Consider the following 25,375-nt stretch of genomic DNA (forward strand, 5'->3'; position numbering starts at 1 on the left):
AACCCAATAATAGAAGTGCTTTTATTTTATTGTCTCAAAAAATAGTTGCAGTACCATACGACTCTTTTTTCATGTTTTATTTTTCAACTGGTAACCAGAATGGATGTGATGAAACCTCAAAGTTTATATCAAATTCTTGAGGTTTTAATTCTTCGCCATCCATTTGACCATATTCGTTATGTAAACTGCTTAAGGTAAATTCACTGGATTGAATATGCCAGACGTTTTCATCCTTTAGGTGTGAGCCATCCGTCAGTAGTTTAGTAAATAGTTTTATAAAGGTTTTACCTTTTATTTTATTGACAACAACTAGATCTAATTTGCCATCAAACGGTGTTGCTAATGGATCGATAGCAATTCCACCACCAAAGTAGGGATGGTTGGTAGCCGAAACAATATAAGCTTGGTCAAATTTTTTCATGCCATGTTTAGTTGTAACTGTTAATGGAAATGCCCCTTGTTCCTTGATAACTTTAATCAAACTGGAGACATACGCCAACGTTCCTAGTTTCATTTTATTAAGTAAATCTTTTCTTTTGGAATGGTTGGTCGTATAGACTGTATTAGCATCGAAGCCAATACCGATGTTATTTACAAAATACTTTGTTTTATCAGAGAAAGTAGCCTTGCCAATATCAATTGATCGTGGTTCTTGCATTGATAGGATATCTTGTAGTAATACTATTGGTTTTACATGATTTAGTTTGATACCTCTACTAAAATCGTTTCCAGATCCTGCTGGTATATAGGCTAAAGGAGTATTTGGATTTTTAGAAAGTTTTACTCCATTGACTGACTGATTTAAAGTTCCATCTCCACCTAAAACTAATATTTTTGTCTGTTTATCGATTTTGTCGGCAAGATTTTTAGCAATCCTAATCCCGTCACCATTTTTTTGAGTTGAATGAATTTGAAAATCTATCTGATTTTTTTTCAAAAACATCTTTATACTTTTCCAGACTCGCACTGATTCACCATTTCCGGCTTTGCGATTGAGAATTATCTCCAATTTTTTGATCTTTGTCATAATAAACCCCTTAAAAATAAAAAAAGCAGATCAATTGATCTGCTTAAATAGAAGTGGAAATTATCATTGGTAAAATTACAGGATTTCTTGCTGTACGCTTGTATAGAAATTCTTGCAATCCCTCAATTATAATTCGTTTCAATGACGCTTCAGTAACTTTTTCCTCATTATCAAAAGCACTCTTAATCAAGTGGAAGACACGTTTTTGTGCTTGATTGATTAATTCCCCTGATTCACGCATATAAACAAAACCACGTGATAAAATATCAGGTCCTGCAAGTACAATATGTTTTTGATAGTCAATTGTTGCAACGACAACGACCATACCTTCTTCAGAAAGTACTTGTCGGTCATGAATAACTACATTACCAATATCTCCGACACCTTTACCATCGACATAAACATCTCCAGCAGGGAAGTGTCCGGCTACATGGGCTGAATCTTTAGTTAATGCTAAAACATCGCCGTTTTCTAGTAGGAAAGAGTGATCCATTGGCACATCACATAAAGCAGCTAACTCAGTATGGATTTTTAACATTCTGTATTCACCGTGGATTGGCATAAAGAACTTTGGCTTCATTAAACGAAGCATTAATTCTTGTTCAGTTTGACCACCATGTCCAGAAGCGTGAATGTTGTTAACTTTACCATGAATAACTTCAGCACCAGCTTCAGATAATTGGTTGATCAAATGGTTAACACTGATTGTATTACCAGGGATTGGGTTACTTGAAAAGATAACTGTATCACCTGGTTGAATACTGATTTGTCTATGAGTACCATTTGCAATTCTACTTAAAGCTGCAAGAGGTTCACCTTGTGAACCGGTACATAGTATCAATGTTTCACTTGCTGGTGTTTGATTAAGTTCGTGAGGATCGATGATCATATCATCAGGAATATTTAAATATCCAAGCTCACGTCCATTTGCAATTGCGGATTCCATACTTCGTCCAAAGACTGCAATTTTTCGTCCTTGTTGCATTGCAGCGTCGACCGCTTGAGATACACGATAAATATTAGAAGCAAAGGTAGCAAAAATTATTCTTCCTTTAATTGTTTCAAATATTTGGTGGATCGTTAATCCAACTGATCTTTCTGATTTAGAAAAAGTAGGTATTTCAGCATTTGTACTATCAGATAGTAAGCATAAAACACCTTCTTGTCCTAATTGTGCCATTTTTTGTAAATTAGGCGCTGGTAAACCAGCTACTGGTGTTAAGTCGAACTTAAAGTCACCAGTTTCTACAATAGTACCTTGTGGTGTATGAACAGCAACACCTAAGGTATCTGGAATTGAATGAGTTGTTCTGAAGAATGAAACACTAGTTTTAGGAAACTTTATAACTGCGTCTTCTTCAATGGGGTACATTTTAGTAGTTCTGAGTAAACCATGTTCTTCAAGTTTACCTTTTATTAAAGCACAGGCTAATGGACCGGCATATATAGGTATATTAGGTAACTTTTGAAGTAAGAAGGGAATACCACCAATATGATCTTCGTGACCATGAGTGATAAATAATCCCTTGATTTTATCCTGGTTTTGAACAAGATAACTATAATCAGAAATGACGTAGTCGATTCCTAATAAGTCATCTTCGGGAAATTTAATTCCGGCATCAATAACTATTAGTTCATCTTGGTATTGAACACCGTACATATTTTTACCAATTTCGCCAAGGCCCCCGATGGCAAAAACGGCAACTTCGTTATTTTTAACTTTAAACGACATTAATTAAAACTCCGTAAGCTTGTATGAAGGGTCTTTTTGTTCATATTCCAAATGCTTTTCATCAAGCTCCTGAATGAATTCTATGTGGTACTTTGTATTTTTTTCAACTTCTTCACGAACCTCGATACTTGAGTCAGCGTCTACATAGAGTGACTTAGTAAATTCACGACGGGGGTTATCTAGTTCGCTTTCTTGATACAAAACTTTATAAATCAAATTGTTTTCTCCTTTTGGTTATTAACGAAACAGGTCAGCTTCGTTTATTCTTTTCTTGTCCATTAAACGTGCAATAATACAGATGACATCAGTGTAACATATAACTGTTATCAAGTATACTTAGCGGTTTTTATGAAATTACTACGGTACTTGGATCAAGTTCAAATGGTTGTTTTTTATCAATTTTATCGTAGTACAAATGTCCATTTAAGTGATCGATTTCATGTTGGCAAACAATTGCTGGATAATCTCTAACACGTAATGTCTGAGAATTACCGTCAAAATCATCATACTTAATAGTAATACGATCTGAACGAGGTACGAAACCAGGCACATCTTTATCTACTGAGAGGCAACCTTCTCCTTCAGAAAGGGCAGCATTTTGTACAGAATTTCTAACGATAACAGGGTTTATCAACGTTATCTTCAATTGTGGTTTATCAGAGCCATCTTCTGCTGGAACTAGAACAGATGCCATCATTTTGGATACACCAACTTGAGGTGCAGCAAGTCCAACACCAGCACGTAGTTGATGCTTTTCAGCAATTTTTTCATCTTGACTGTTGATTAGATATTCCATCATATCGTCGGCCAATTTTTTGTCTTCGTCACTCAAAGGGAATTCAACCTTTTGGGATACTTTTCTTAATACAGGGTCACCATCGCGAACGATGTCTTTCATTAAATACATAATTTCCTCCAGATATTTAGATTTGAGTTTATATCGATACTATCTATTATAAATTATTTTACGTTAAAAAATGAAATATAACTTAAATTACTTTACAAAATTCCTACATTATTAATTTTAAGACTATATAGTTGGATCTGTCCAAAATTTGATCGGTAAAAATATTTGGAAAATTTAACTTTGAAATTGGAAAAATTTCATTGATTTGTGAGTGTTCCTTTTTAAAAACCACTTAAAATACGCAAATTACGGAAAATGATTTTTCAAGTTTTACGTAAAACTTTCTGAAATGATTTTCGATTAATCGATGTGTTTTTCTTGAATAGATTATGATGTTATAAGCTTTTATCTATGATATTAATAAATAAAATTTTCGACTGTTCAGAGATATTTTTTGAAAATTTTAAATTAGTAAATTCAAGTGTTTTTGATCGACTTCGTGAAATCTTTATAAAGAATAGTTATTAGTAATTTCAAATTCTATAGCAATGTTCGTAAAGATATGTTTTCTTAAAGGTAGTTTTCACTTTTTCATATTTTTAGAAGTTGCAATTTACGTATTCATCAGTTCTTTCAAAGATATTTGACTATTGATGATATGGCTATATGGTTAATAGCCTTTGGGCTTTGTATATATCCATTTAAAATATTTTTTTGCAAAATTTATTAATAAATGACAATAAAATGATAATTGTGAATCAAATAACTATAATGAATGTTATTTCTTATTGATAATAAAGAGTTTTAAAATTTATTTATAATATTCAGTCATTGAATGTGATTAATCTAACTTAGTTGTCAACCTTGAACGAATCGTGATAAGATTAGCTCGCACACCGATGTAACCGTTTTCAGCATAGCTAGAAGGGGAATATACTTATGAACAAAACTGAAAAAGAACGGATTATCGAAGAGGAGCAAAAAGATGCTTCTCCAGTAATAATTCAGCTCGGAATTTTTGCTGCGGTATTGTTTGTATCTAATATTTTGTCATTAATAATGCCCAAGGCTTTTCCAGTACCTGTACCAGTGTGGGGATTAATAATTCTCTATGTGCTTTTAACGACGCATGTAGTTAAACTACATCAAGTCGAAAAGCTTTCCGGTTTTTTAATTGGAATTATTGGAGTTTTCTTTGTTCCATCTGGTATTCAAATGTACAAGAGTCTGGATTTGATCAAAGAGGACGGAATTACTTTGTTCATTGCGATCATTGCTTCAACAATTGTCTTATTGGTAACTGTTACTTTTACTACACGACTTTTTATTTCTATTAGTAGAAAAATTAGAAACAGGAGGGAATGATTATGCAGTTTATCAATAATACTTTTTTTGGAATCTTTGTTTCAGTGGTTGTTTATTTAATAGGGCTATATTTATTTAATCGTTTTAATAATTTCTTTTTATTTCAACCACTGTTTGTCGGAATGATATTAGGTATTTTTGTTCTCTGGGTTTTAGAACATGCTATGGGAGTTTCTTCTACTTTGATCTATGACGCTTTTTGGCATGGAGGAAAAGATAATTTTATTGGTGCCAATCTTTTATTTTGGTTCTTAGGACCAGCCACGATATCTTTTGCAATTCCTTTATATAAACGAAACGATATTGTTAAAGATTATTGGCTCGAAATATTATTATCTTTGGTAGTTGGATTATTTATTAGTTTGATTATTATCTACTATATATGTAGAGCTTTGAATTTAAGCAATTCAGAAATTGCCTCATTATTACCTCAGTCAGCCACTACGGCTATTGCATTACCATTATCAACAAGTATTGGCGGTATACCTGCCATAACTGCTATGACGGTAATTTTAAATTCGGTGATTGTATTAGCAATAGGGGATCAGCTTGTTAAGTGGCTGAAGCTTGACACTGATCCAATTGGTATAGGATTAGGTTTAGGTACTTCTGGACATACAATCGGTTCAGCCAAGGCAGTAAAGCTTGGTTCCATTGAAGGCGCAATGGCATCGATTGCCGTTATCGTTGTTGGAATTGTAACCAATATTGTTGTTCCATTATTTGCACGATTGATCGGTTTAAAATAACTTTTTTAAGGAGAAATTATTATGAAACTTATTGACTACGGTGTAAGAGAAGATGAAATGCAATATATCAAGGATTGGTCAAAGGAAAATGATATTGAAGTAAAGATTGTTACTGATCTTTTAACAGCAGAAACTATTGAAGCCGCAAAAGGCTACGATGGAGTTGTTGCATATCAACAATTACCTTATGATCCGATTATTTTTGACAAGATGAATGAATATGGAATCCATGTAATCTCTTTGAGAAATGTCGGTACTGATAACTTACCTATGGATGCACTTATTAAAAATAATATTAGACTTACAAATGTTCCAAGTTATTCACCAGAAGCTATTGCAGAATATTCCGTAACTGGTCTTATGGCACTATTAAGAAACATGAAATCAATGATCAGAAAAGTCGATAATCATGACTTTAGATGGGCTCCAGATATCGGAAGAGAGTTAAATTCGCTTACTGTTGGTGTTGCTGGTACCGGAAGAATTGGTAGAGCTGCTATTAAAATTTATCAAGGTTTTGGTGCAAATGTAATCGCTTACGATAAATTTCACAATCCAGATATTGAGAAGCAAGGTCTATATGTTGATAGTTTAGACGAACTTCTAAAAAATTCTGACGTAGTAACATTACATCTTCCTAGTCTTGGTAAGGGTAATACTGTTATTAATGAAGAAACAATTTCAGAAATGAAAAATGGAGCTATTGTAGTCAATACTGGTCGTGGCGATTTAATTAAAACAAAAGACCTATACGATGCAGTGGAGAGCGGTAAATTAGATGGTGCTGTCTTGGATGTTTACGAAAATGAGGTTGGAATTTTCAATAGTGATCTTTCCAATGGTGAACTAAATGATGAACTTCTAAAGGCCATGGTTAGTAACCCTAAATTTATCATCACACCACATATCGCCTTTTACACTACTAGAGCGGTAAAGAACATGGCTACAATCTCTCTTGATTCTATGGTAGAAGAGCTAGAAACTGGTACCTCAAAAAATGAGATTAAATTAGCAAAATAGTTAATTAATTCACAAACTAAATAATGAATTTTTTTATTGAAAGCGGTTAAAAACCCCTTGTTTTTTTCATAAACAATGATAGTATTAAGAGTGTGAAAGCCCTTTCAATGCAGGTTGGACGGGTGAGTTTCTTTAATGAAAGGACTGTAGAGAATGGCAAACAAACCGATTGTTGACTTTGAAACTATTAAAAAAGATTTATCAAATAATCCAAAGCCAATACAAGTTTTAAATGAAAACGCTGAAATTGTGGATCAAAAGGTATTTGATTCATTTTCAGATGATGACTTAGTAGAATTTATGAAGAAAATGGTTTGGGAACGTGCATTGCACGAACAAACTATGAACTTTTCACGTCAAGGACGTATGGGATTCTACGCACCAACAGAAGGTGAGGAAGCTTCTGAGATGGGTACTGTCTTAGCAATGAAGAAGCAAGACTACTTATTACCAGCTTATCGTGATATTCCTCAATTGATTCAACATGGTGCTACTGTTACAGAAGCATACCTTTGGTCAAGAGGACATGTTGTAGGTAACAAATATGATGCACGTGCTATGATGCCACAAATCATTATTGGTGCTGCTTATAATGAAGCTGCTGGTGTTGCATTAGGTCTCAAGAAAAATGGTGAAGATGCTATTGCATTTACATACACTGGTGATGGTGGTACTTCTCAAGGTGATAGTTATGAGGGAATGAACTTTGCAGGTGCTTTCCAAGCTCCAGCATTATTCATTGTTCAAAATAATGGCTTTGCCATTTCAACACCTCGTAAGAAACAAACTGCTGCTCCAACACTAGCTCAAAAGGCTGTTGCTGCTGGTATTCCAAGTGTACAAGTTGATGGTATGGATATTTTGGCTTGCTACAAGGTTGCTCAAGCTGCACGTGAATATATTACAGCTGGTAATGGTCCAGTTATGATTGAAACATTAACATATCGTTACGGTGCTCACTCAAGTGCTGGTGATGATCCTAAACGTTACAGAACTGAAGAAGAAACAAAACCTTGGTTCGATAAGGATCCATTGATTCGTTTAAGAAAAGTTCTTGAAGACAAAGGTCTATGGTCAGACGAGGACGAAGAAAAACTTGTTGATGAATACAAATCATCATTCAAGGACGCTATCAAGGAAGCAGATGCTGTTGAACCAGATACAGTACCAGCTATGTTGAAACGTACATTTGAGGTTCCAACTCCAGAAATTAAAGAAGAAATTGCAAAATTTGAAGAAAAGGAGTCGAAGTAACGATGGCAAAGAAAACCTATATTAAAGCAATTACTGACGCACTTGACATTGTCTTAGACGAAGATCCAAAGACATTAATCTTCGGTGAAGATGTTGGTAAAAACGGTGGTGTATTTAGAACTACACAAGGCCTACAAGAAAAATATGGCGAAGATCGTGTCTTCGATACTCCATTAGCTGAATCAGGTATTTTAGGTATGGCTACTGGTCTAGGTGTAACTGGCTGGCGTCCAATTCCTGAGATCCAATTTATGGGATTCTCATTTGAAGCTGTTGATCAAATTGTTGGACAACAAGCAAGAATGCGCTTCCGCTTTGACGGCAAACAAACAGCACCTGTTACTATCCGTACACCTTATGGTGGTGGTACACATACTGCTGAAATGCACGCTGATAACTTGGAAAACTACTTCACAGGTACACCAGGACTACGTGTTGTTATGCCAAGTAATCCATACGATGCTAAGGGACTATTGATTTCATCAGTTGAAAACAATGACCCTGTTCTATTTATGGAAAACCTTAAGCTATATCGTTCAATGAAGGATGATATTCCTGATGGCAAATATACAGTTCCATTGGATAAAGCTAATGTTTCACGTGAAGGTACAGATATCACAATCGTAGCTTACGGTGCAGAAGTTAACGAAGCACTTAAAGTTGCTGATAAATTAGCTGAAGAAAAGATCTCAGTTGAAGTTATTGATCTAAGAACGGTTTCACCTATTGATACAGAAACAATTTTCAAGTCACTTGAAAAGACACACAAAGTTGTAATTGTACAAGAAGCTCAAAAGATGGCTGGTGTTGGAGCACAAGTTGCTTCAGCTATTTCAGAAAAAGCCATTATGTCTCTTGATGCACCTATTGGTAGAGTTGCCGCTCCAAACAGTGTTTACCCATTTGCTCAATCCGAAGATATTTGGATTCCAGGCGAAGAGGAAATTGAAGAAAAAGTAAGAGAAATCTTAAATTATTAATAAAAACTACTAATAATAGGTAATTGAAGGGGAGGATTCTAGCCATGGCATTTAAATTTAAGCTACCAGAACTAGGCGAAGGAATGGCCGAAGGTGAAGTCGCTAGCTGGCTTGTTAAAGAAGGAGACACAGTTAAAGAAGATGATTCTTTAGTTGAAATCCAAAATGATAAGTCTGTTGAGGAATTACCATCACCAGTCTCAGGTACTGTTAAACAAATCGTTGCTCAAGAAGGACAAACTGTAGAAATCGGTGATACATTGATCGTTATTGATGATGGATCAGCTGATACAGGTGACGACGATGAAGCTCCAGCTGCTGCATCAGATGATGACGCAAAACCAGCTGAAAAAGAAGAAGCAGCACCAGCTGCAGAACCTGCTAAGGAAGCAACAGGAGCTGCCAATGCTGACTATCTTGCAATGCCATCAGTACGTCAATTAGCTCGTGATAAGGGTGTTGATCTATCACAAGTTACACCAACTGGTGAACATGGACAAATTACAAAGGCTGATGTTGAAGGATTCAACGGTTCAGCTGCTACTGCACCTGCTAAAGAAGCAGCACCAGCAGCCGCTGCTGCACCTGCTTCAACTGCAACAGCTATCAAACCTTACAAGTCAGATAATCCTGAACTTGAAACACGTGAAAAGATGACTATGACTAGAAAGGCAATTGCTAAGGCAATGTCAAATTCTAAGCACAGAACTCCACACGTTACAAGTTTTGATGATGTTGAAGTTTCAGCATTGATGGCTAACCGTAAGAAATATAAGGCAGTTGCCGCTGATAAGGATATTAAGTTAACATTCTTACCATATATTGTTAAGGCATTAGTTGCTGTTATGAAGGAATATCCTGAATTTAACGCTTCTATTGACGATACAACTGAAGAAATTGTTTACAAACATTATTACAATGTTGGTATTGCTACAAATACTGATCATGGTTTGTATGTACCAAATATTAAAGATGCTGATTCCAAGGGAATGTTCGAAATTGCCAAGGAAATTTCAGAAAATACACAAGCTGCATATGATAACAAGTTGAATGCTAAGTCAATGTCTGGTGGTTCAATCACTATCAGTAACGTTGGTTCAATCGGTGGTGGCTGGTTTACACCAGTTATCAACCAACCTGAAAGTGCTATTTTGGGTGTTGGTAAGATTGCTAATGAACCTTACGTTGATGAAGACGGAAACATCCAAGTTGGTAAGATGTTGAAGCTTTCATTGAGTTATGATCACAGACTAATCGATGGTGCCTTGGCACAAAATGCCTTGAATCTATTGAAGAAATTATTGCATGAACCAGATATGCTACTAATGGAGGGCTAGTTTAAAAATGGCAGATAATGTTGTAGAAAAAGATACTGTTATCATTGGTTCAGGACCCGGCGGATATGTTGCCGCTATTCGTGCCGCTGAATTAGGACAATCAGTAACCGTTATTGAAAAATCAGATACCGTTGGTGGTGTTTGTTTAAATGTTGGATGTGTGCCTTCAAAGGCTTTGATTACTGCTGGACACAGATTACAACAAGCTAAACACTCCGAGACATATGGTATTACAACAAAGGAAGCCACAGTTGACTTCACAAAGACACAAGCATGGAAAGACGAAAAAGTTGTTAAACGTATGACAAATGGTGTCAACATGCTTTTGAAGAAACACAAGGTTGAATTAATTCAAGGTGAAGCATACTTGGATAATGATACACAACTACGTATAATGCCTGCTGGCCCTCGTCAATTTATGGACAACGGTGGTGGACAAACAATCAAGTTCAAGAATTTAATTCTTGCTACTGGTAGTCGTCCCGTTGAAATCAAAGGCTTCAAGTTTGAAGACAGAATTATTGATTCAACTGGCGGTTTGAACCTTAAACAAGTTCCTAAGGAACTTGTAATCATCGGTGGTGGATATGTTGGTACTGAACTAGCTGGTGCTTATGCTGATTTAGGTGCACATGTTACTATCCTTGAAGGTACACCACAAATCATTCCTAACTTTGAAAAAGATATGGTTTCAGTTGTTAAGAAGAACCTTGAAAAGAAGGGCGTTACAATTATTAATAACGCTATGGCTAAGAAGGGTGAAAATTCTAAAGACAACGTTACTGTTACTTATGAAGTTGATGGTAAAGAAGAAAAAGTTGTTGCAGATTACTGCATGGTAACTGTAGGACGTCGTCCAAATACAGACAACTTTGGTCTTGAAATGACATCTGTTAAGACTACTGATCGTGGACTTATCGAAGTTGATGAACAAGGCCGTACAAACGTACCAAACATTTATGCTATTGGTGATATTGTTCCTGGACCAGCTTTGGCTCACAAGGCATTCTTTGAAGCTAAAACTGCCGCTGGTGCAATCTCAGGTAAGAAGACTGCTAATGACTTTATCGGTGTTCCTGCTGTCTGCTTTACAGACCCTGAATTAGCGAGTGTTGGTATGACACAAGCTGAAGCAAAAGATAAAGGTATTGAAGTATCATCAGCTAAGTTCCCATTTGCTGGTAATGCACGTGCCGTATCACTTGATGCTCCAGAAGGATTTGTAAGATTGATTGCTAAGAAAGATACAGGTACACTTATCGGTGCACAAATTGTTGGACCAGGTGCCAGTGATTTGATCTCTGAATTAAGTGTTGCTGTTAACTGTCAATTGAATGCCGAGGATATTGCCTTGACAATTCATCCACATCCAACCTTGGGTGAACCAATTCAAGAAGCAGCTGATATTCTTATCGGTTATCCTACACATATTTAATACAAATAAATAAAGATCAGAGATTCCTGAGAGGGATTTCTGATCTTTTTTGGGTTGGACATCTTTTTAAATTATTGGATAGGTGATGCAAGTGCATCACTTTTTTTGTATAGTATAGTAAATGGTTGAAAAGGGGAATACTGATGCGTGAAAACTATAGTTATCCATTAGATGAAGATTGGAATAATAATGAAATAATTACGGTGATGGCACTATATAATGCTGTTGAGGCAGCATACGAGCATGGTATTAAACGAGAAACTTTTTTGGACAAATATCGATCATTTCAACAGGTGGTACCAATGAAGATGGAACAAAAGCGTCTGGATCATGAATTTGAGACCGAATCAGGTTATTCCATCTATAAAGTATTTAAGCAAAGTAAGACAACACCTGAAAATGAGAAAGTAAGGGTTAGATATGAAGATAGACATTAAAGAAATGGATGAATTTTTAGTTGACCTTCTGAGTGAAATTGGAGATAAGCTATTAATTGATTCGTCTAAAGATAAATCAGTTGACACAAAGAGCAGTCGAATTGATCTGGTTACTAACTTTGATAAATCGACTGAAAAACTAGTAGTAGAAAAAATCAAAGAAAAATATTCCGAAGCTGCTATTGTAAGTGAAGAAGGATATGGCGATGTAGTTAATAATATGTCAGGATTAGTTTTCTTTGTTGATCCAATTGATGGTACAATGAACTTTGTGAAACGACGCGATGATTTTGCCTCAATGATAGGAGTTTATCTTGATGGCAAACCGTTTCTAGGCGCAATAATTGATGTTGTTAAAAAAGAGATCTATCATGGTGGACCTGATTATGGAGTATTTAAAAATGATGAAAAAGTAATCAGTCCTAAAAACCAATCATTACCAGAAGGATTAGTTGATATAAGTTGGCCTATGGTCATGGCTGATCGTTTTAATTCTCAAGCCGTTGTTAAGAAGAGTAGCGGACTTAGAATATATGGTAGTGCGGGAATTATCTTTGAACATTTGATTTTTGGTAGAGAAGTTTTATATATGTCTTATTTAGCTCCTTGGGATTTAGCTGCAGGACGAGTACTCTGTGAAAGTCTAGGTTTGAGGGTCGCAACTATTGACGATAGCCCAATAAATATGCTAAAATCACAAGTCGTAATAGTTGGTACTCAGAAAGTTATTTCTGAAGTATTAAAGACAGTTAAAAAATAATAACTGAAACTGTGAATTACAATCACAGTTTTTTTATTGCAAGTAATCCAGTCGCATTACTATTTGATGGAAGGAAGAAGTACTTTGACTAAATTAAGAGAAGATATTAGAAATATTGCCATTATCGCCCACGTTGACCACGGTAAGACAACCTTAGTTAATGAAATGCTAAAACAATCAGACACATTAGGGGAACATTACCAAATTCAAGATCGTGCTATGGATACTAACGCTATCGAAAAGGAACGTGGTATCACAATTCTTTCAAAGAATACAGCCGTTGATTATAAAGGAAAGAAAATCAATATCTTGGATACACCAGGACACGCCGACTTCGGTGGTGAAGTTGAACGTATCATGAAGATGGTTGATGGTGTTTTGCTTGTTGTTGATGCATACGAAGGAACTATGCCTCAAACACGTTTTGTTCTAAAGAAAGCTTTGGAACAACATCTTACACCAATCGTTGTTATCAACAAGATTGATAGACCAGGTGCTCGTCCTGAAGAAGTTGTTGACGAAGTTCTTGAATTGTTTATCGAATTAGGTGCTGATGACTCACAACTTGATTTCCCTGTTATTTACGCTTCAGCTATTAACGGAACATCAAGTTATGATTCAGATCCAGCTGCACAAGAACACACTATGGACCCATTGTTTGATACAATCTTGAAGACAATTCCTGCTCCTGTTGATAATTCAGATGAACCATTACAATTCCAAGTTGCATTGCTTGATTATAACGACTATGTTGGACGTATTGGTATTGGTCGTGTATTCCGTGGAAAGATCAAAATCGGTGATAACGTTACAGTTATGAAGCTGGATGGATCAACAAAGAACTTCCGTGTTACAAAGATCTTTGGTTTCTTAGGACTAGATCGTGTTGAAGTTCAAGAAGCTAAAGCTGGTGACTTAATTGCCGTTTCTGGTATGGAAGATATCTATGTTGGTGAAACTGTATGTCCAGTTGATCATGAAGAAGCACTTCCATTATTACGTATTGACGAACCAACACTACAAATGATGTTCTTACAAAACAACTCACCATTCGCTGGTCGTGAAGGTACAGAAGTTACTGCTAGAAAGATTGAAGAACGTTTGAGAAAACAATTGCATACTGATGTTTCACTTAAGGTTGAGAATACTGACCAAGCTGGTGCTTGGATGGTTTCAGGACGTGGTGAACTTCACTTGTCTATCCTTGTTGAAGAAATGAGACGTGAAGGATTTGAATTACAACTATCTCGTCCAGAAGTAATCTACAAGAATGTTGATGGTGTAAATAGTGAACCATTTGAAGAGGTAACTATCGATACACCTGATGAATATGTTGGATCAGTTATTGACTCAATGTCACAAAGAAAAGGTGACATGAAGAACATGGAAAGTACTGGAAATGGTCAAACACGTTTGATCTTCTCAGCACCTTCACGTGGTTTGATCGGTTACTCAACAGAGTTCCTATCAATGACTGGTGGTTATGGTATCATGAACCACACATTTGAAGAATACAAACCTGTTGTTAAGAATTGGGAACCTGGTAGAAGAACTGGTGCTTTGGTTTCAATTAACCAAGGTCCATCAACTACATATAGTTTGCAATCAGTTGAAGATCGTGGACAATTATTTATCGGTGCCGGTGTTGATGTTTATGAAGGTATGATCGTTGGTGAAAGTAACCGTGATCAAGATATTGCCGTTACAGTTACAAAGGGTAAGAACCTAACAAATACTCGTGCTGCTGGTAAAGACCATGCTGCTGCTATCAAGACTCCTAAAGAAATGTCACTAGAACAATCAATTGAGTTCTTAAATGAAGATGAGCTTTGTGAAGTAACACCTGAAAGCGTTAGATTACGTAAGAAGATTCTTAATACTAACGAACGTAAGAAGTATGACAAGCAAAGAAAAATGTCTAAGAAGGCTTAATATAGCTTAATAAGGTATAACGTCATTTGATGTTATACCTTTTTTTATACCCTAAAATCATTTATTCTATCAGTATTTTGCAATTCTATACGCCATATTTGATTGGTGGTATAATCTTATTATTAGATTTTAGGAGTATTAATGTGAAAAAATTAAAGTTAATTGACTTGTGGATTTTAATTCCATACATCATACTTCTGGGTATTGGTGTTGTAATGGTGTATTCCGCCAGTTTTTATAATTCCATGTCACATGGTGGAAGTACCAATACATATCTGATAAAACAAGGCCTGTATTCAATTATGGGATTGATAGTGTTTTTTATAACTTTTATGCTGAAAGTTAGATTGTTTAAGAGTGCTAGAATTAGAGCAATATTGTTGTTCATCACATTAGGATCGTTAATATTGCTGTTAGCCAGAGCTATATTAAATCCAAGTAGTAGGATCAATGGAGCTTCAGCTTGGTTTAATTTAGGATTTATTAGCTTTCAGCCACTTGAGTTAGCTAAGATAACTTTGATTTTATATTTAGCATATATTTTGACTAGTAGAAAAAGTAGTCTTTTGGAAAATGACAAATTGTTTGATTCTTTAAAAGTTATAAGAGAACCCGTAATAACGATTTTGGCAATTATAATTTTTGTTGCCTGTCAACCTGATATTGGTGGTGCAGCAATTTTAGGGTTAATTACAATTGTTTTGATTTCATCATCTTCTATTCCCTTTAGTCATATAGTTAAACTAGATGGTAGTCTAATGGCCGCTTTTGTTGCTGGAATACTTTGGATAGCAAAATTTCAGCCCAGCTTTATTGTAAAAAACTACCAGTATCAACGTATTCTAGCTATGTTCCATCCGTTTAAGTTAGAGAGAACTTCAGGAAACCAGTTAGTAAATTCATTTTATGCGATTAGTAATGGTGGGATATTTGGTGTTGGATTAGGAAATAGTATTCAAAAAAGAGGATACCTTCCAGAGCCCCATACTGATTTTATTTTGGCTATTATTAGTGAAGAATTAGGGCTAGTTGGCGTATTTATTGTGTTAGGACTATTAAGTCTGGTTATTTTTAGGTTACTTTATTTAGGCATTAAGTCTGCCAATACATATAATGTATTAGTATATTACGGTGTTGCAATTATGTTATTTGCACAGACGGCCTTTAATGTTGGCGGACTATTAGGACTATTGCCACTAACAGGTGTTACATTACCATTTATAAGTTATGGTGGTTCAAGTTTATTGATTCTTTCATTCTCGTTAGGAATTGTTTTAAACCTTGAAGCAACAGACAAATTTATTACAGAAAAACACAGGTGATTTTATGTACAAAAAAGTGGAACGTCAGGCTATGTACGTCTGGGTCTACTCAATGAAATGGAAAAAGAAGTTACAACGTTATGGGACGATTTATTATTCTTCACCAAAAATGAAGTATGTAATGTTGTATGTTAATTCAAATCGAGCCTCTGAGGTTAGAAAAGAATTAATCAATAAAAAGTATGTTAAGCGAGTTACTATGGCTCATCGCAAAGAACTTGATGATCATTATGTATTAAAAGAAAAGAAAACCGATGAGTTAGGAGATTAGCTATGAAAGTTGTATCAGGCTCTTTTGGAGGATTAAATTTAAAACCCGTTCCTGGAAATAACACCAGACCTACATCTGCCAAAGTAAAAGAGGCCATTTTTAGTATGTTGACACCTTATCTCAATAATGGCACAGCATTAGACTTATTTGCTGGAACCGGTAGTTTAGGAATTGAAGCGGTTTCTAGAGGGTTTGAAAAAGCATATCTAGTTGATAAGGCATATAAGGCAATTAATATTATTAAAGAAAATGTAGAAAAGACACGTCATGAAGACCAGTTTTCGATTATAAAAAAGTCGGCAACAGAGGCTTTAAAACAGTTTTCAGATGAAGGTGTTAAGTTCGATTTAGTATTTTTGGATCCACCATACAGGATGAAGATAACTGAACAAATAATTCTAGATATGATTGAAACCAATTTATTAAATGATGGAGCAATTATTGTTGACGAAACGGATTATAATGTTAAGTTGTCTTCTGATAAAATTACTCTTATTAAAGAAAAAGATTATAAAGATACAAGAGTTGCAATGTATCAATTTGGGGGATAGTTATGCCAAATAGAATTGGAATGTATGCAGGCAGTTTTGATCCTGTAACTAATGGTCATTTAACAATTATTCGTCGTGCATCCAAGTTGTTTGATGAATTGATTGTCGCTACTATGACTAATAATTCTAAAAATTATATGTTTAATTATGAAGAAAAAAAAGCTTTTATCGAAGCTGAAATAGGCGATTTAAAAAATGTAAAAGTAATTGATGGTAAAGAGCAATTGACAACCAAGCTTGCTAAAGAATACGGAGCCAATGTTTTGGTACGATCAATGCGCAATTCCAGTGATTTTAGTTACGAAGCTGGCGTTTTTTCAATGAATCGATCCCTAAATCCAGAGATTGAAACAGTATTTTTATTAGCGGATTCTAAATATGCTAATATATCATCATCAATGATCAAAGAGGTTGCTAAGTTCGGTGGGGATGTTTCTAAATTTGTCCCTGATGATGTTGCTAAGTCTTTGGTTAAGAAATTGCGGAAGGAATAGATCTGTTGAAATTTAATAAAACTAGAAATAAGATTTTTGGTGGGATTTTTCTTTTTATCATTGTTTTAGCGTTCTTTACTTTTCCAACCAAATACTATTTGGAAGTTCCTGGTAGTGCGGAATCGACCTCACAATACGTTAAGGTAGATGGAAAGCATGATAAAAAGAAAGGTGACTTTTTATTAACCACTGTTGGAATCATGCAAGGTACACCATTTACTTTATTACGCTCAGTTGGAAATGATTTTGAAACTATTTACTCCAGAGAAGATCTGATGGGTAAAGAAACTGATCAACAATACATGCAAGTTCAGCAGTACTATATGAGATCAGCAACTAATAATGCCGTACAAGCGGCTTATTCTGCAGCAGATAAACCATTTACCAAAAGGTATATGGGTGTTTATGTTATGGATATTTTAGGAAATTCAGATTTTAAGAATAAACTAAAAGTTGGAGATACAATTAGTTCTATCAATGGCTATAAGTTTAAGAATTCAAATCAATTTATAAAATATGTTCGTAAGCAAAGTAGAAAAGCTACCGTTAAGATCAATTTTACCAGGGATGGCAAAAAGAAGTCGGCAAGTGGTAAATTAGTAAAATTAGCTAGTACTAAGCGTTATGGGTTAGGAATTACTTTAACTGATAATACTGAAGCTAAGGGAACACCACCAACAAAAATCAATGCAGGCGATATTGGTGGACCTTCGGCAGGGTTAATGTTTACATTACAAGTTTATTCACAGATCACCAATAAGAACTTGAAAAGGGACCGTATTGTTGCCGGGACTGGTACTATTTCTCCTGATGGCACAGTTGGGCCAATAGGTGGAATTGAGAAGAAAGTATATGCTGCTTCTGCAGAAGGAGCAACTATCTTCTTTGCGCCTGATGATCCAGTTACAAAAGAAATTAAGAAGTATGATCCTAGTTATGTAAATAATTATCATTTGGCTAAGAAAGCTGCAAAAAAGATAAATACTAAGATGAAAATCGTACCAGTTAAGTCTTTGAATGAAGCCATCAAATATCTTGAGAATAATTAAAAGCATCGAATTTTATTTCGATGCTTTTTTTTTCGGCCATTTTCAAAATTGTTACCGTAGTTTTTATTGAGGTGAAATAAATGGAAAAAATTTTGAAACTGTTCCGAGAGAATATGATAATTATTTTTTGCGTGTTTATCTTAATAGGATTGGGTGCATGGACACACAGCAAAAATACACAACCTAAATCTGTGGCTATAAAATCAGAATCAATTCAGAAAAAGTCTGAGTCACCCAAAAAAGAACAAAATAAATTATTAATGGTTGATATTCAAGGAGCAGTTAAATCGCCAGGAGTTTACCAATTTAAAGATGGTGCAATTGTTCAAGAAGTCATTAAAGTTGCTGGTGGCTTGACTGAAAATGCTGACGTAAAACAAATTAATCAAGCACAAAAAGTAACCGATCAAATGCAAATCATTGTTCCGCAAATTGATGAATCATCTGGTAATATTTCGGCCAGTACAAAAGCAACTGATAAGAAGGTTAATATAAATACTGCTAAAGTTGAAGATTTTCAATCTGTTACTGGTATTGGGCCTAAGAAAGCTCAAAAAATTATAGAATTTAGGGAACAGAACGGGACTTTCAAAGAGTTAAAGGATCTAACAAAAGTATCTGGAATAGGAGACAAGACATTAGAATCTTTAAAGGATCAACTGACTGTTTAAATGAAGAACTATCTGATTTTTCCGGCATTATTTTGTTACTGTATTTCCGCAACATTAAATAGTAAGTCTTATATTATTTGGATTGTTCTACTGTTGATAATTTCATTGCGCGTAAGTTTTCTTAAAAATAAGGTACTTTTAGTAGTGATGATACTAGTTGGAGGACTTTTTTTCGTCAGAGCAAATACAACTCATACGGCTGAAATTTATTCAGGTGAATCGGAGTTGGTTTTCTTTCCGGATCATTTTAGAGTAAATGGAGATTTAGTTAGTGGTGATACGATAAAAGATGATCAAAAGGTGAAATTTACTTATAGATTAACGAGCCAAAAGGAGAAAGCCTTTTTTAGTTCATTGTCTGATCCAATTAAAGTTAGAACTTCAATTGATAAGGTTGAAAAAATCCCGATAACTAGAAATCCAGGTGAATTTGATTACAGTAATTTTTTGAGCCATAGAAATATCTATTATTCAATTAAGTTATCCAAAATAGATAAGATTGAAAAATATGTTCCTAAAACATCTTTTGACAGAATAAATGTTTTACGAATACATATCATTAAAGAATTAGACAAATTACCTAAATGGTTAAAGATACACAGCCAAAGTTTATTATTGGGTTACGATGATGGAAGCGAGAAAGAATTTTTCAACAGTTTAAGTGTACTTGGAATTATTCATCTCTTTAGTTTATCTGGATTACATGTTTTGATATTTGTAACTTTTTTTAGAAAATTCCTTTCGACGCTTAAAATCACCAAAGAAACGACGGATTTTATTTTACTAATTTTATTGCCACTGTATGGAATCTTAGCTGGATCAAAAATAGGAATATGGAGAGCTATTATTTTGTCTTTACTGGCTATAGTGATCTCGAAGTGTAGATTAAACTTAAGTCGATTAGATATTTTTAGTCTAACAATGATTATTTGCTTGCTTATTCAACCTAAATCAATTTTAGATATGGGTGGTCAACTGAGTTTCCTTTTGTCTTTTTCGTTGCTATTCTTATATGAAGGAAGTAGCTCTATAGTTTCTACAACAAAGTTGAATTTAGTTAGTTTACCTTTAATTTGTAATTATACTTATCAGATCAGTTGGTTAGTTTTGCTAGCAAATTTGATATTTGTTCCATTTTTTACATATATAATTCTTCCGACGACGCTTTTAGTGGCTGTTTTACCCAATTTAAAAATTTGGAATTTTGTTAATGATTTTTTCGAATTTGTTTACTCATTTTTAGAAGATATCTCGCAAGATCAAAGTTTTATAATTATTACTGGGAAATTTTCTTTATTAATTGTTTTTATAATGATAGTTTTAAGTTTGTTCAATTTAACAGAGACCAAGCTTAAAAATAAGTATTTAATTAGTTATATTGCTACTTTTTCTATGGCGATTTCTTTTAATAAGTTTCCTCTATTTGGACAGGTTTCGATAATAGACGTTGGACAAGGTGATAGTATTTTGGCCACGACACCAATTGTCAGGAAAACATTTTTAGTAGATACCGGTGGCAAATTATCATTTCCGCAAAAAGATTGGCAAATTAGAAATATTAAAAATCAAGTTGAGACTTCGACGATACCTTATTTAAAATCACAAGGGATAAGTAACATAGATAGAGTGTTTTTATCGCATAAGGATGTAGATCATATGGGTAATCTACCCACTTTATTGAAAAAGTTTCCGGTTTCAGAGGTGAGCTTTGGTACAGGCATGCAAGATAATAAGTCGATTAGAGATATTATTATTAATTATCCTAATATAAAATTTTCTTCATTAAAGCAAGGAGATTTTTTTGAGGCTAACGGGATAAGCTGGAATGTTTTATGGCCTAAAAGAAAGAGTGTAGGTGAGAACGGTGACTCACTTACTCTATTAGCAAAAGTAAATCAGAAAAACTGGCTATTTACTGGTGACTTGGATATTGCTGGTGAAGAAAAAATATTAAATGACTATAAGATTAAAATAGATTACTTGAAAGCTGGGCATCATGGTTCTAAAACATCTACTGGAGATAATCTTTTAAATGAGGTAAAGCCAAATTTAGCTTTAATATCTGCAGGGGTAAACAACAGATATAGTCATCCAAGTAAGGAAACGATTAATAGACTCGATAAATATGGAGTTGCTCATATGAATACCGCGGATTATGGTATGATTACTTGGTATTATTATCCGTTTGTTCAGGAAAACAAGATAAAAACTTTTTTAAAGGGTGAAGTAATTGAAAATATCAGAATTAAAGAGTGAATTGAAAAAATCAAATATTAAAAATGTTTATCTTGTAACTGGAAAAGAAGAGGTTTTTGTTAAGCAAGTAGAAAATGCATTTAAAGATTTATTATTACCAGAAGAAAGAGATATGAATTTCTCTTCATTTGATTTAGAGGATACTTCTTTAGATGATGCAATAAATGAGGCAATATCTGCTCCCTTTTTTGGAGAAAAAAGATTAGTATTCATTAATCATCCTTATTTTTTGACTGGAGAAAAATCTAAAAGTTTTGTAGAACAAAATATGGATTTATTGACGGAATATGTTAAAAATCCTACACCATCAACTATAATGGTTATTTTTGCCACTTATGAAAAATTGGATTCGCGTAAAAAAGTAGTAAAGCAGCTTAAAAAATCTGTAACTACTGTTGATGCCAGTAAGATGGATAGTGGACGTTTAGCCAATACTGTTAATATGGACTTAAAAAATGATGGTTATAGTATTGATCGAGAGGCACTAGATTTACTAATAAATAAAACGCAGGGGAATTATTCTCAAGTAGTTAATCAGCTTGATAAATTAAAACTATATGCAATGCAGTCCAAAGTAATTGATGAAAAAGCGGTTAGCGAATTGGTTCCGCAAAGTTTGGATGATAATGTCTTTGAATTGATGAATCAAATATTGGCTCAAAACATTTATCAAGCCGAGGAGTTGTATCAACAATTTTTATTACAAAAAATTGATCCAATCTTGTTGGTGGCAATATTAATGTCTCAATTGAGAACACTGATACAGACAAAAATATTAAGTGAAAGAGGACTATCCGAATCAACGATATCTAAGAGTCTTAAATTACATCCGTATAGAGTTAAGATGTCTCTTAAACAGGCTAGAAACTTGGAGATTCAGCAATTGATTTTAATGTTCCACTCCATTGTAGATTTAGATTACCAAATTAAGTCTGGTCAAGGTGATAAGGAATTACTATTTGATCTGTTTATTGCCAAATTTGCATAAAATAAAAAAGAGTGTGACAAAAGGCGGTCTGCCACCGGAACATAGTCTAGAATCACGAATGATTGGTACTGTCAATCATTTGTGGTTCGTAACTATGTGGAGGTTGCAGCCTGTTGTTACACGTTTAGGCTATAAAAAAGTTTGGAAATGTAAAAAGGGGATGTGACATATGTCACATCCCCTTTTTGTGTATCTATAATAATGTCAAAAAAAATAAGCAACTAAATTAGTTGCTTACGTTTTAATTCATTTTAGCAAGTCTTGACTTATCACGAGCAGCTTTGTTTGCCTTGATAAGACCTTTTGATTTAGCCATATCAATAGCGCGAACTGCTGATCTGAACAAATCTTCTTTGTTGTCAGCGTTGTTTGCAGCTGAAGTTTCAAAGTTCTTGATAGCTGAACGCATAGCGTTACGTTGTGAACCGTTGCGAAGGTTAGCCTTTTCTGCAGACTTCACATGCTTGATTGCTGATTTAATTTGTGGCATCTATTTCACCTCCGATTACCTAGTGACTTAAACTCAATACATAGAATTATACATAATTGATAGTTTCAATGCAATAAATTATTTGTAATTAGTGCAAATGGTTTACATTGAATAAGTAATATTAAACATATTTTCATATTGAAAGTGAAGCTGTTTTATAGTAAACTAGTTAATCGTATTAACCATGCTCTGTTTGACGAATCACCAGCGTTTTGCATAGTTTGGCTAAATTAATAAGGAAAAGGTGAATGAAATGGCTATTTCAAAAGAAAAGAAAAACGAAATCATTAAGCAATATGGACGTAAAGAAGGAGACACAGGTTCTCCAGAAGTACAAATTGCTGTTTTGACATATGATATTAACTCATTAAATGATCACTTGAAAGTTAACAAGAAAGACCACCATTCATACGTTGGTTTGTTGAAGAAGATTGGTCACCGTCGTAACTTACTTAAATATCTTAGAAATAATGATGTTCAACGTTACCGTGAATTAATCAAGTCACTTGGTCTACGTCGTTAATATATTTTAGGAAATTCCAAAAGGAATTTCCTATTTTTTTTGCTAAATTTCAATTTGCTATGTGGTGTGATAGAATAACAATCAGGTACATATCAAGTAGTCTTAAGTAGAGGGACTCAAAACGACAATTAGATATTGTTATCTATCCATATTTATGAAATGAGAGATGAAATAATGAGCAAAAAAATAAAGATTGTTCTATTAAGTGGAGTTCGTGAAAACGGTAAGAATATGTACGCCGTTGAAGTAAATAATGAGATTTATATTTTAGATATTGGTTTACAGTATCCTGATAATGATTTATACGGAATTGATGTTGTTGTTCCGGATATGACTTATATTAAAGAAAACATTGATAGAGTTGTTGGTATTTTCTTATCACATGGTCATGCTGATGCTATAGGCGCTTTGCCATATTTGATAGGTGATTATGATATTCCTGTCTTTGGCTCAAAGATGACAATTGAATTAGCTAAAATTGTTTGTTCAAATGATCGTCGTAGTAAAAAATTCAATGATTTTCATGTAATTGATGAAAATACGGCAATTGATTTTGAAGAAGCAACTGTTGCATTCTTTAAAACAACGCATTCAATTCCAGGTTCTTTAGGAATTGATATTAAAACTAGTGAAGGTCAAATTGTTTATACCGGTGATTTCAAGTTTGATCAAGCTGCGGTACCAACATATAGAACTGACTTTGGCCGTATTGCAAAAATTGGTAGTGAACGAGTTCTGGCATTGTTAAGTGATTCTGCAAATGCTGAGTCTCCATATGAGAATTCAAATGAACGAGATATTTTTGAATATATTCTTGATATGTTTAATTATCACAACGGTCGTATTGTAGTTGCTCAAGTTGCTTCCAATATTCAAAGAATGCAACAAGTTTTAGACGCAGCTGATCAAACTGGCCGTCAAGTTTATTTATCAGGTACAGACGCTGAAAGAATCCTTAAAACAGCCATGAGACTTGGATATCTAAAAATAGCTAATAAGAAACTTATTGTTAAAGGTAAAGAGCTAAATGATGTAGATCCTAATAAATTAGTTGTTATTGAAACTGGTAGAATGGGCGAACCTATCAAGCTTTTGCTCAAGATGGCAAATCCATCTGCTAAAACTAAGTTCCAAATTGAAGAGGGAGATTTAGTGTTTATTGCTACAACTCCTTCACACGCAATGGATACAAGTTTTGCTAAGACACGTGATGCTATCTATAGAACTGGCGCTGAAGTAAAATCATTAGGTGATGATCTTCATTCTTCAGGACATGCTAATAAGACTGATCTACAATTAATGATTAATTTGTTAAATCCTGAAAATGTTATTCCAATTCAAGGTGAGTATAGATTATTAGATGCTCATGCAAGAATTGCGCATGAAACAGGAATACCTTATCAAAATATCTTCCTAACTAAAAAGGGTGATGTTTTAAATTATGAAAACGATCAATTCTATCTTGGTAAAGGAGTTGCAGCTGGAGATACTATGATTGACGGTATCGGTGTTGGTGATATCGGTAGTATCGTTCTTCGTGACCGTGAATTACTGGCTGAAGATGGTGTATTTATTGCTGTCGCAACAATTGATCGTAAAAAGAAAAAGGTTATTGCTAAACCTAAGATCACAGCACGTGGCTTTGTATATATGAGAGCCAGTCGTGATTTATTAAGTGAGAGTTCAGACTTGATCGTTGATACTATTGTCGACTACTTGCAAAATAGTAAAGATTTTGATTGGTCTGATTTAAAACAAGGAGTTAGAGACAAGCTTAATCACTTCCTATATGAACAAACAAATCGCCATCCTGTTATTTTGCCAGTTATTATGGAAGTTAATCAAAATAGACATCGTAAATCTAAAAAGTAAGATCAATTGATCT

The 25,375-nt window shown here is 34.3% G+C and carries 25 protein-coding genes; 20 read left to right on the forward strand and 5 right to left on the reverse strand.

The genetic code is table 11. From position 1 onward, the window contains the following. Positions 1–76 precede the first annotated feature (76 nt). The 4 genes from FC72_RS01195 to def form a co-directional block, all read right to left on the reverse strand. Positions 77–1,027, reverse strand: coding sequence for a diacylglycerol/lipid kinase family protein (locus FC72_RS01195; protein ID WP_057763940.1), 951 nt, complete (start codon positions 1,025–1,027; stop codon positions 77–79). A 43-nt stretch (positions 1,028–1,070) separates the two neighbouring features. Next, on the reverse strand, positions 1,071–2,759 hold the full coding sequence (gene rnjA, locus FC72_RS01200) for a ribonuclease J1 (RefSeq protein WP_057763942.1): 1,689 nt from the start codon (positions 2,757–2,759) through the stop codon (positions 1,071–1,073). Between the two features lie 3 nt (positions 2,760–2,762). Further along, the gene (locus FC72_RS01205) at positions 2,763–2,975 is read right to left on the reverse strand and encodes a DNA-directed RNA polymerase subunit epsilon (RefSeq protein WP_057763943.1); all 213 of its coding nucleotides are present in this window, start codon (positions 2,973–2,975) and stop codon (positions 2,763–2,765) included. A 130-nt stretch (positions 2,976–3,105) separates the two neighbouring features. Continuing rightward, a complete protein-coding gene (gene def / locus FC72_RS01210) occupies positions 3,106–3,666 on the reverse strand; it encodes a peptide deformylase (protein ID WP_057763945.1) in 561 nt (186 codons plus the stop codon). Between the two features lie 879 nt (positions 3,667–4,545). Here def and FC72_RS01215 point away from each other — a divergent pair. The 18 genes from FC72_RS01215 to holA all read left to right on the forward strand — a co-directional run bounded on the left by FC72_RS01215 (position 4,546) and on the right by holA (position 22,477). Then, a complete protein-coding gene (locus FC72_RS01215) occupies positions 4,546–4,971 on the forward strand; it encodes a CidA/LrgA family protein (RefSeq protein WP_201781784.1) in 426 nt (141 codons plus the stop codon). Continuing rightward, a complete protein-coding gene (locus FC72_RS01220; protein WP_057763947.1) occupies positions 4,968–5,720 on the forward strand; it encodes an LrgB family protein in 753 nt (250 codons plus the stop codon). The genes FC72_RS01215 and FC72_RS01220 overlap by 4 nt, the downstream gene beginning before the upstream one ends. 21 nt (positions 5,721–5,741) lie before the next feature. Next, positions 5,742–6,740, forward strand: a complete 999-nt coding sequence (locus FC72_RS01225; protein WP_057763949.1) for a D-2-hydroxyacid dehydrogenase — start codon at positions 5,742–5,744, stop codon at positions 6,738–6,740. A 153-nt stretch (positions 6,741–6,893) separates the two neighbouring features. After that, positions 6,894–7,994 carry a pyruvate dehydrogenase (acetyl-transferring) E1 component subunit alpha gene (gene pdhA, locus FC72_RS01230; protein ID WP_057763950.1) on the forward strand — a complete coding sequence of 367 codons (1,101 nt, stop codon included), beginning with the start codon at positions 6,894–6,896 and terminating at the stop codon, positions 7,992–7,994. Between the two features lie 2 nt (positions 7,995–7,996). Next, positions 7,997–8,974 (forward strand): alpha-ketoacid dehydrogenase subunit beta, encoded by a 978-nt coding sequence (locus tag FC72_RS01235; RefSeq protein WP_057763953.1) that lies wholly within the window; start codon positions 7,997–7,999, stop codon positions 8,972–8,974. A 44-nt stretch (positions 8,975–9,018) separates the two neighbouring features. Next, on the forward strand, positions 9,019–10,311 hold the full coding sequence (locus FC72_RS01240) for a 2-oxo acid dehydrogenase subunit E2 (protein WP_057763955.1): 1,293 nt from the start codon (positions 9,019–9,021) through the stop codon (positions 10,309–10,311). Positions 10,312–10,318: 7 nt separating this feature from the next. Then, complete coding sequence (gene lpdA / locus FC72_RS01245) at positions 10,319–11,746, forward strand: dihydrolipoyl dehydrogenase (protein WP_057763957.1); 1,428 nt, start codon at positions 10,319–10,321, stop codon at positions 11,744–11,746. A gap of 143 nt (positions 11,747–11,889) precedes the next feature. After that, positions 11,890–12,183 (forward strand): UPF0223 family protein, encoded by a 294-nt coding sequence (locus FC72_RS01250; protein ID WP_057763959.1) that lies wholly within the window; start codon positions 11,890–11,892, stop codon positions 12,181–12,183. Continuing rightward, positions 12,167–12,943, forward strand: a complete 777-nt coding sequence (locus tag FC72_RS01255) for an inositol monophosphatase family protein (RefSeq protein ID WP_057763961.1) — start codon at positions 12,167–12,169, stop codon at positions 12,941–12,943. Before FC72_RS01250 ends, FC72_RS01255 begins: the two co-directional genes overlap by 17 nt. 66 nt (positions 12,944–13,009) lie before the next feature. Beyond that, positions 13,010–14,875: a translational GTPase TypA gene (gene typA, locus FC72_RS01260; protein WP_057763963.1), complete on the forward strand. Its 1,866-nt coding sequence runs from the start codon at positions 13,010–13,012 to the stop codon at positions 14,873–14,875. Between the two features lie 143 nt (positions 14,876–15,018). Beyond that, positions 15,019–16,197 (forward strand): FtsW/RodA/SpoVE family cell cycle protein, encoded by a 1,179-nt coding sequence (locus FC72_RS01265; RefSeq protein WP_057763972.1) that lies wholly within the window; start codon positions 15,019–15,021, stop codon positions 16,195–16,197. Between the two features lie 4 nt (positions 16,198–16,201). Then, positions 16,202–16,468, forward strand: a complete 267-nt coding sequence (locus tag FC72_RS01270; protein WP_057763974.1) for a YlbG family protein — start codon at positions 16,202–16,204, stop codon at positions 16,466–16,468. Between the two features lie 2 nt (positions 16,469–16,470). Further along, positions 16,471–17,019, forward strand: a complete 549-nt coding sequence (gene rsmD / locus FC72_RS01275; RefSeq protein WP_057763976.1) for a 16S rRNA (guanine(966)-N(2))-methyltransferase RsmD — start codon at positions 16,471–16,473, stop codon at positions 17,017–17,019. Positions 17,020–17,021: 2 nt separating this feature from the next. Further along, positions 17,022–17,513, forward strand: coding sequence for a pantetheine-phosphate adenylyltransferase (gene coaD / locus FC72_RS01280; protein ID WP_057763978.1), 492 nt, complete (start codon positions 17,022–17,024; stop codon positions 17,511–17,513). 5 nt (positions 17,514–17,518) lie between these two features. Beyond that, positions 17,519–18,562, forward strand: coding sequence for a SepM family pheromone-processing serine protease (locus FC72_RS01285; protein ID WP_083480710.1), 1,044 nt, complete (start codon positions 17,519–17,521; stop codon positions 18,560–18,562). An 80-nt stretch (positions 18,563–18,642) separates the two neighbouring features. Next, positions 18,643–19,233 (forward strand): helix-hairpin-helix domain-containing protein, encoded by a 591-nt coding sequence (locus FC72_RS01290; RefSeq protein ID WP_057763980.1) that lies wholly within the window; start codon positions 18,643–18,645, stop codon positions 19,231–19,233. A 147-nt stretch (positions 19,234–19,380) separates the two neighbouring features. Beyond that, a complete protein-coding gene (locus FC72_RS01295; RefSeq protein ID WP_235805128.1) occupies positions 19,381–21,489 on the forward strand; it encodes a DNA internalization-related competence protein ComEC/Rec2 in 2,109 nt (702 codons plus the stop codon). Beyond that, complete coding sequence (gene holA, locus FC72_RS01300) at positions 21,464–22,477, forward strand: DNA polymerase III subunit delta (protein WP_057763985.1); 1,014 nt, start codon at positions 21,464–21,466, stop codon at positions 22,475–22,477. Before FC72_RS01295 ends, holA begins: the two co-directional genes overlap by 26 nt. 241 nt (positions 22,478–22,718) lie before the next feature. On the opposite strand, the gene rpsT is transcribed toward holA, so the two are convergent. After that, on the reverse strand, positions 22,719–22,967 hold the full coding sequence (gene rpsT, locus FC72_RS01310) for a 30S ribosomal protein S20 (RefSeq protein ID WP_057763989.1): 249 nt from the start codon (positions 22,965–22,967) through the stop codon (positions 22,719–22,721). A gap of 253 nt (positions 22,968–23,220) precedes the next feature. On the opposite strand from rpsT, the gene rpsO reads away from it, so the two are divergent. Together rpsO and FC72_RS01320 are read left to right on the forward strand one after the other, a co-directional pair. After that, on the forward strand, positions 23,221–23,490 hold the full coding sequence (gene rpsO, locus FC72_RS01315) for a 30S ribosomal protein S15 (RefSeq protein ID WP_057763991.1): 270 nt from the start codon (positions 23,221–23,223) through the stop codon (positions 23,488–23,490). Positions 23,491–23,664: 174 nt separating this feature from the next. Next, positions 23,665–25,362, forward strand: coding sequence for a ribonuclease J (locus FC72_RS01320; RefSeq protein ID WP_057763993.1), 1,698 nt, complete (start codon positions 23,665–23,667; stop codon positions 25,360–25,362). Positions 25,363–25,375: the final 13 nt, after the last annotated feature.

It is taken from the genome of Companilactobacillus tucceti DSM 20183 (genome assembly GCF_001434665.1).
GTDB classification, from domain to species: Bacteria; Bacillota; Bacilli; order Lactobacillales; family Lactobacillaceae; genus Companilactobacillus; species Companilactobacillus tucceti.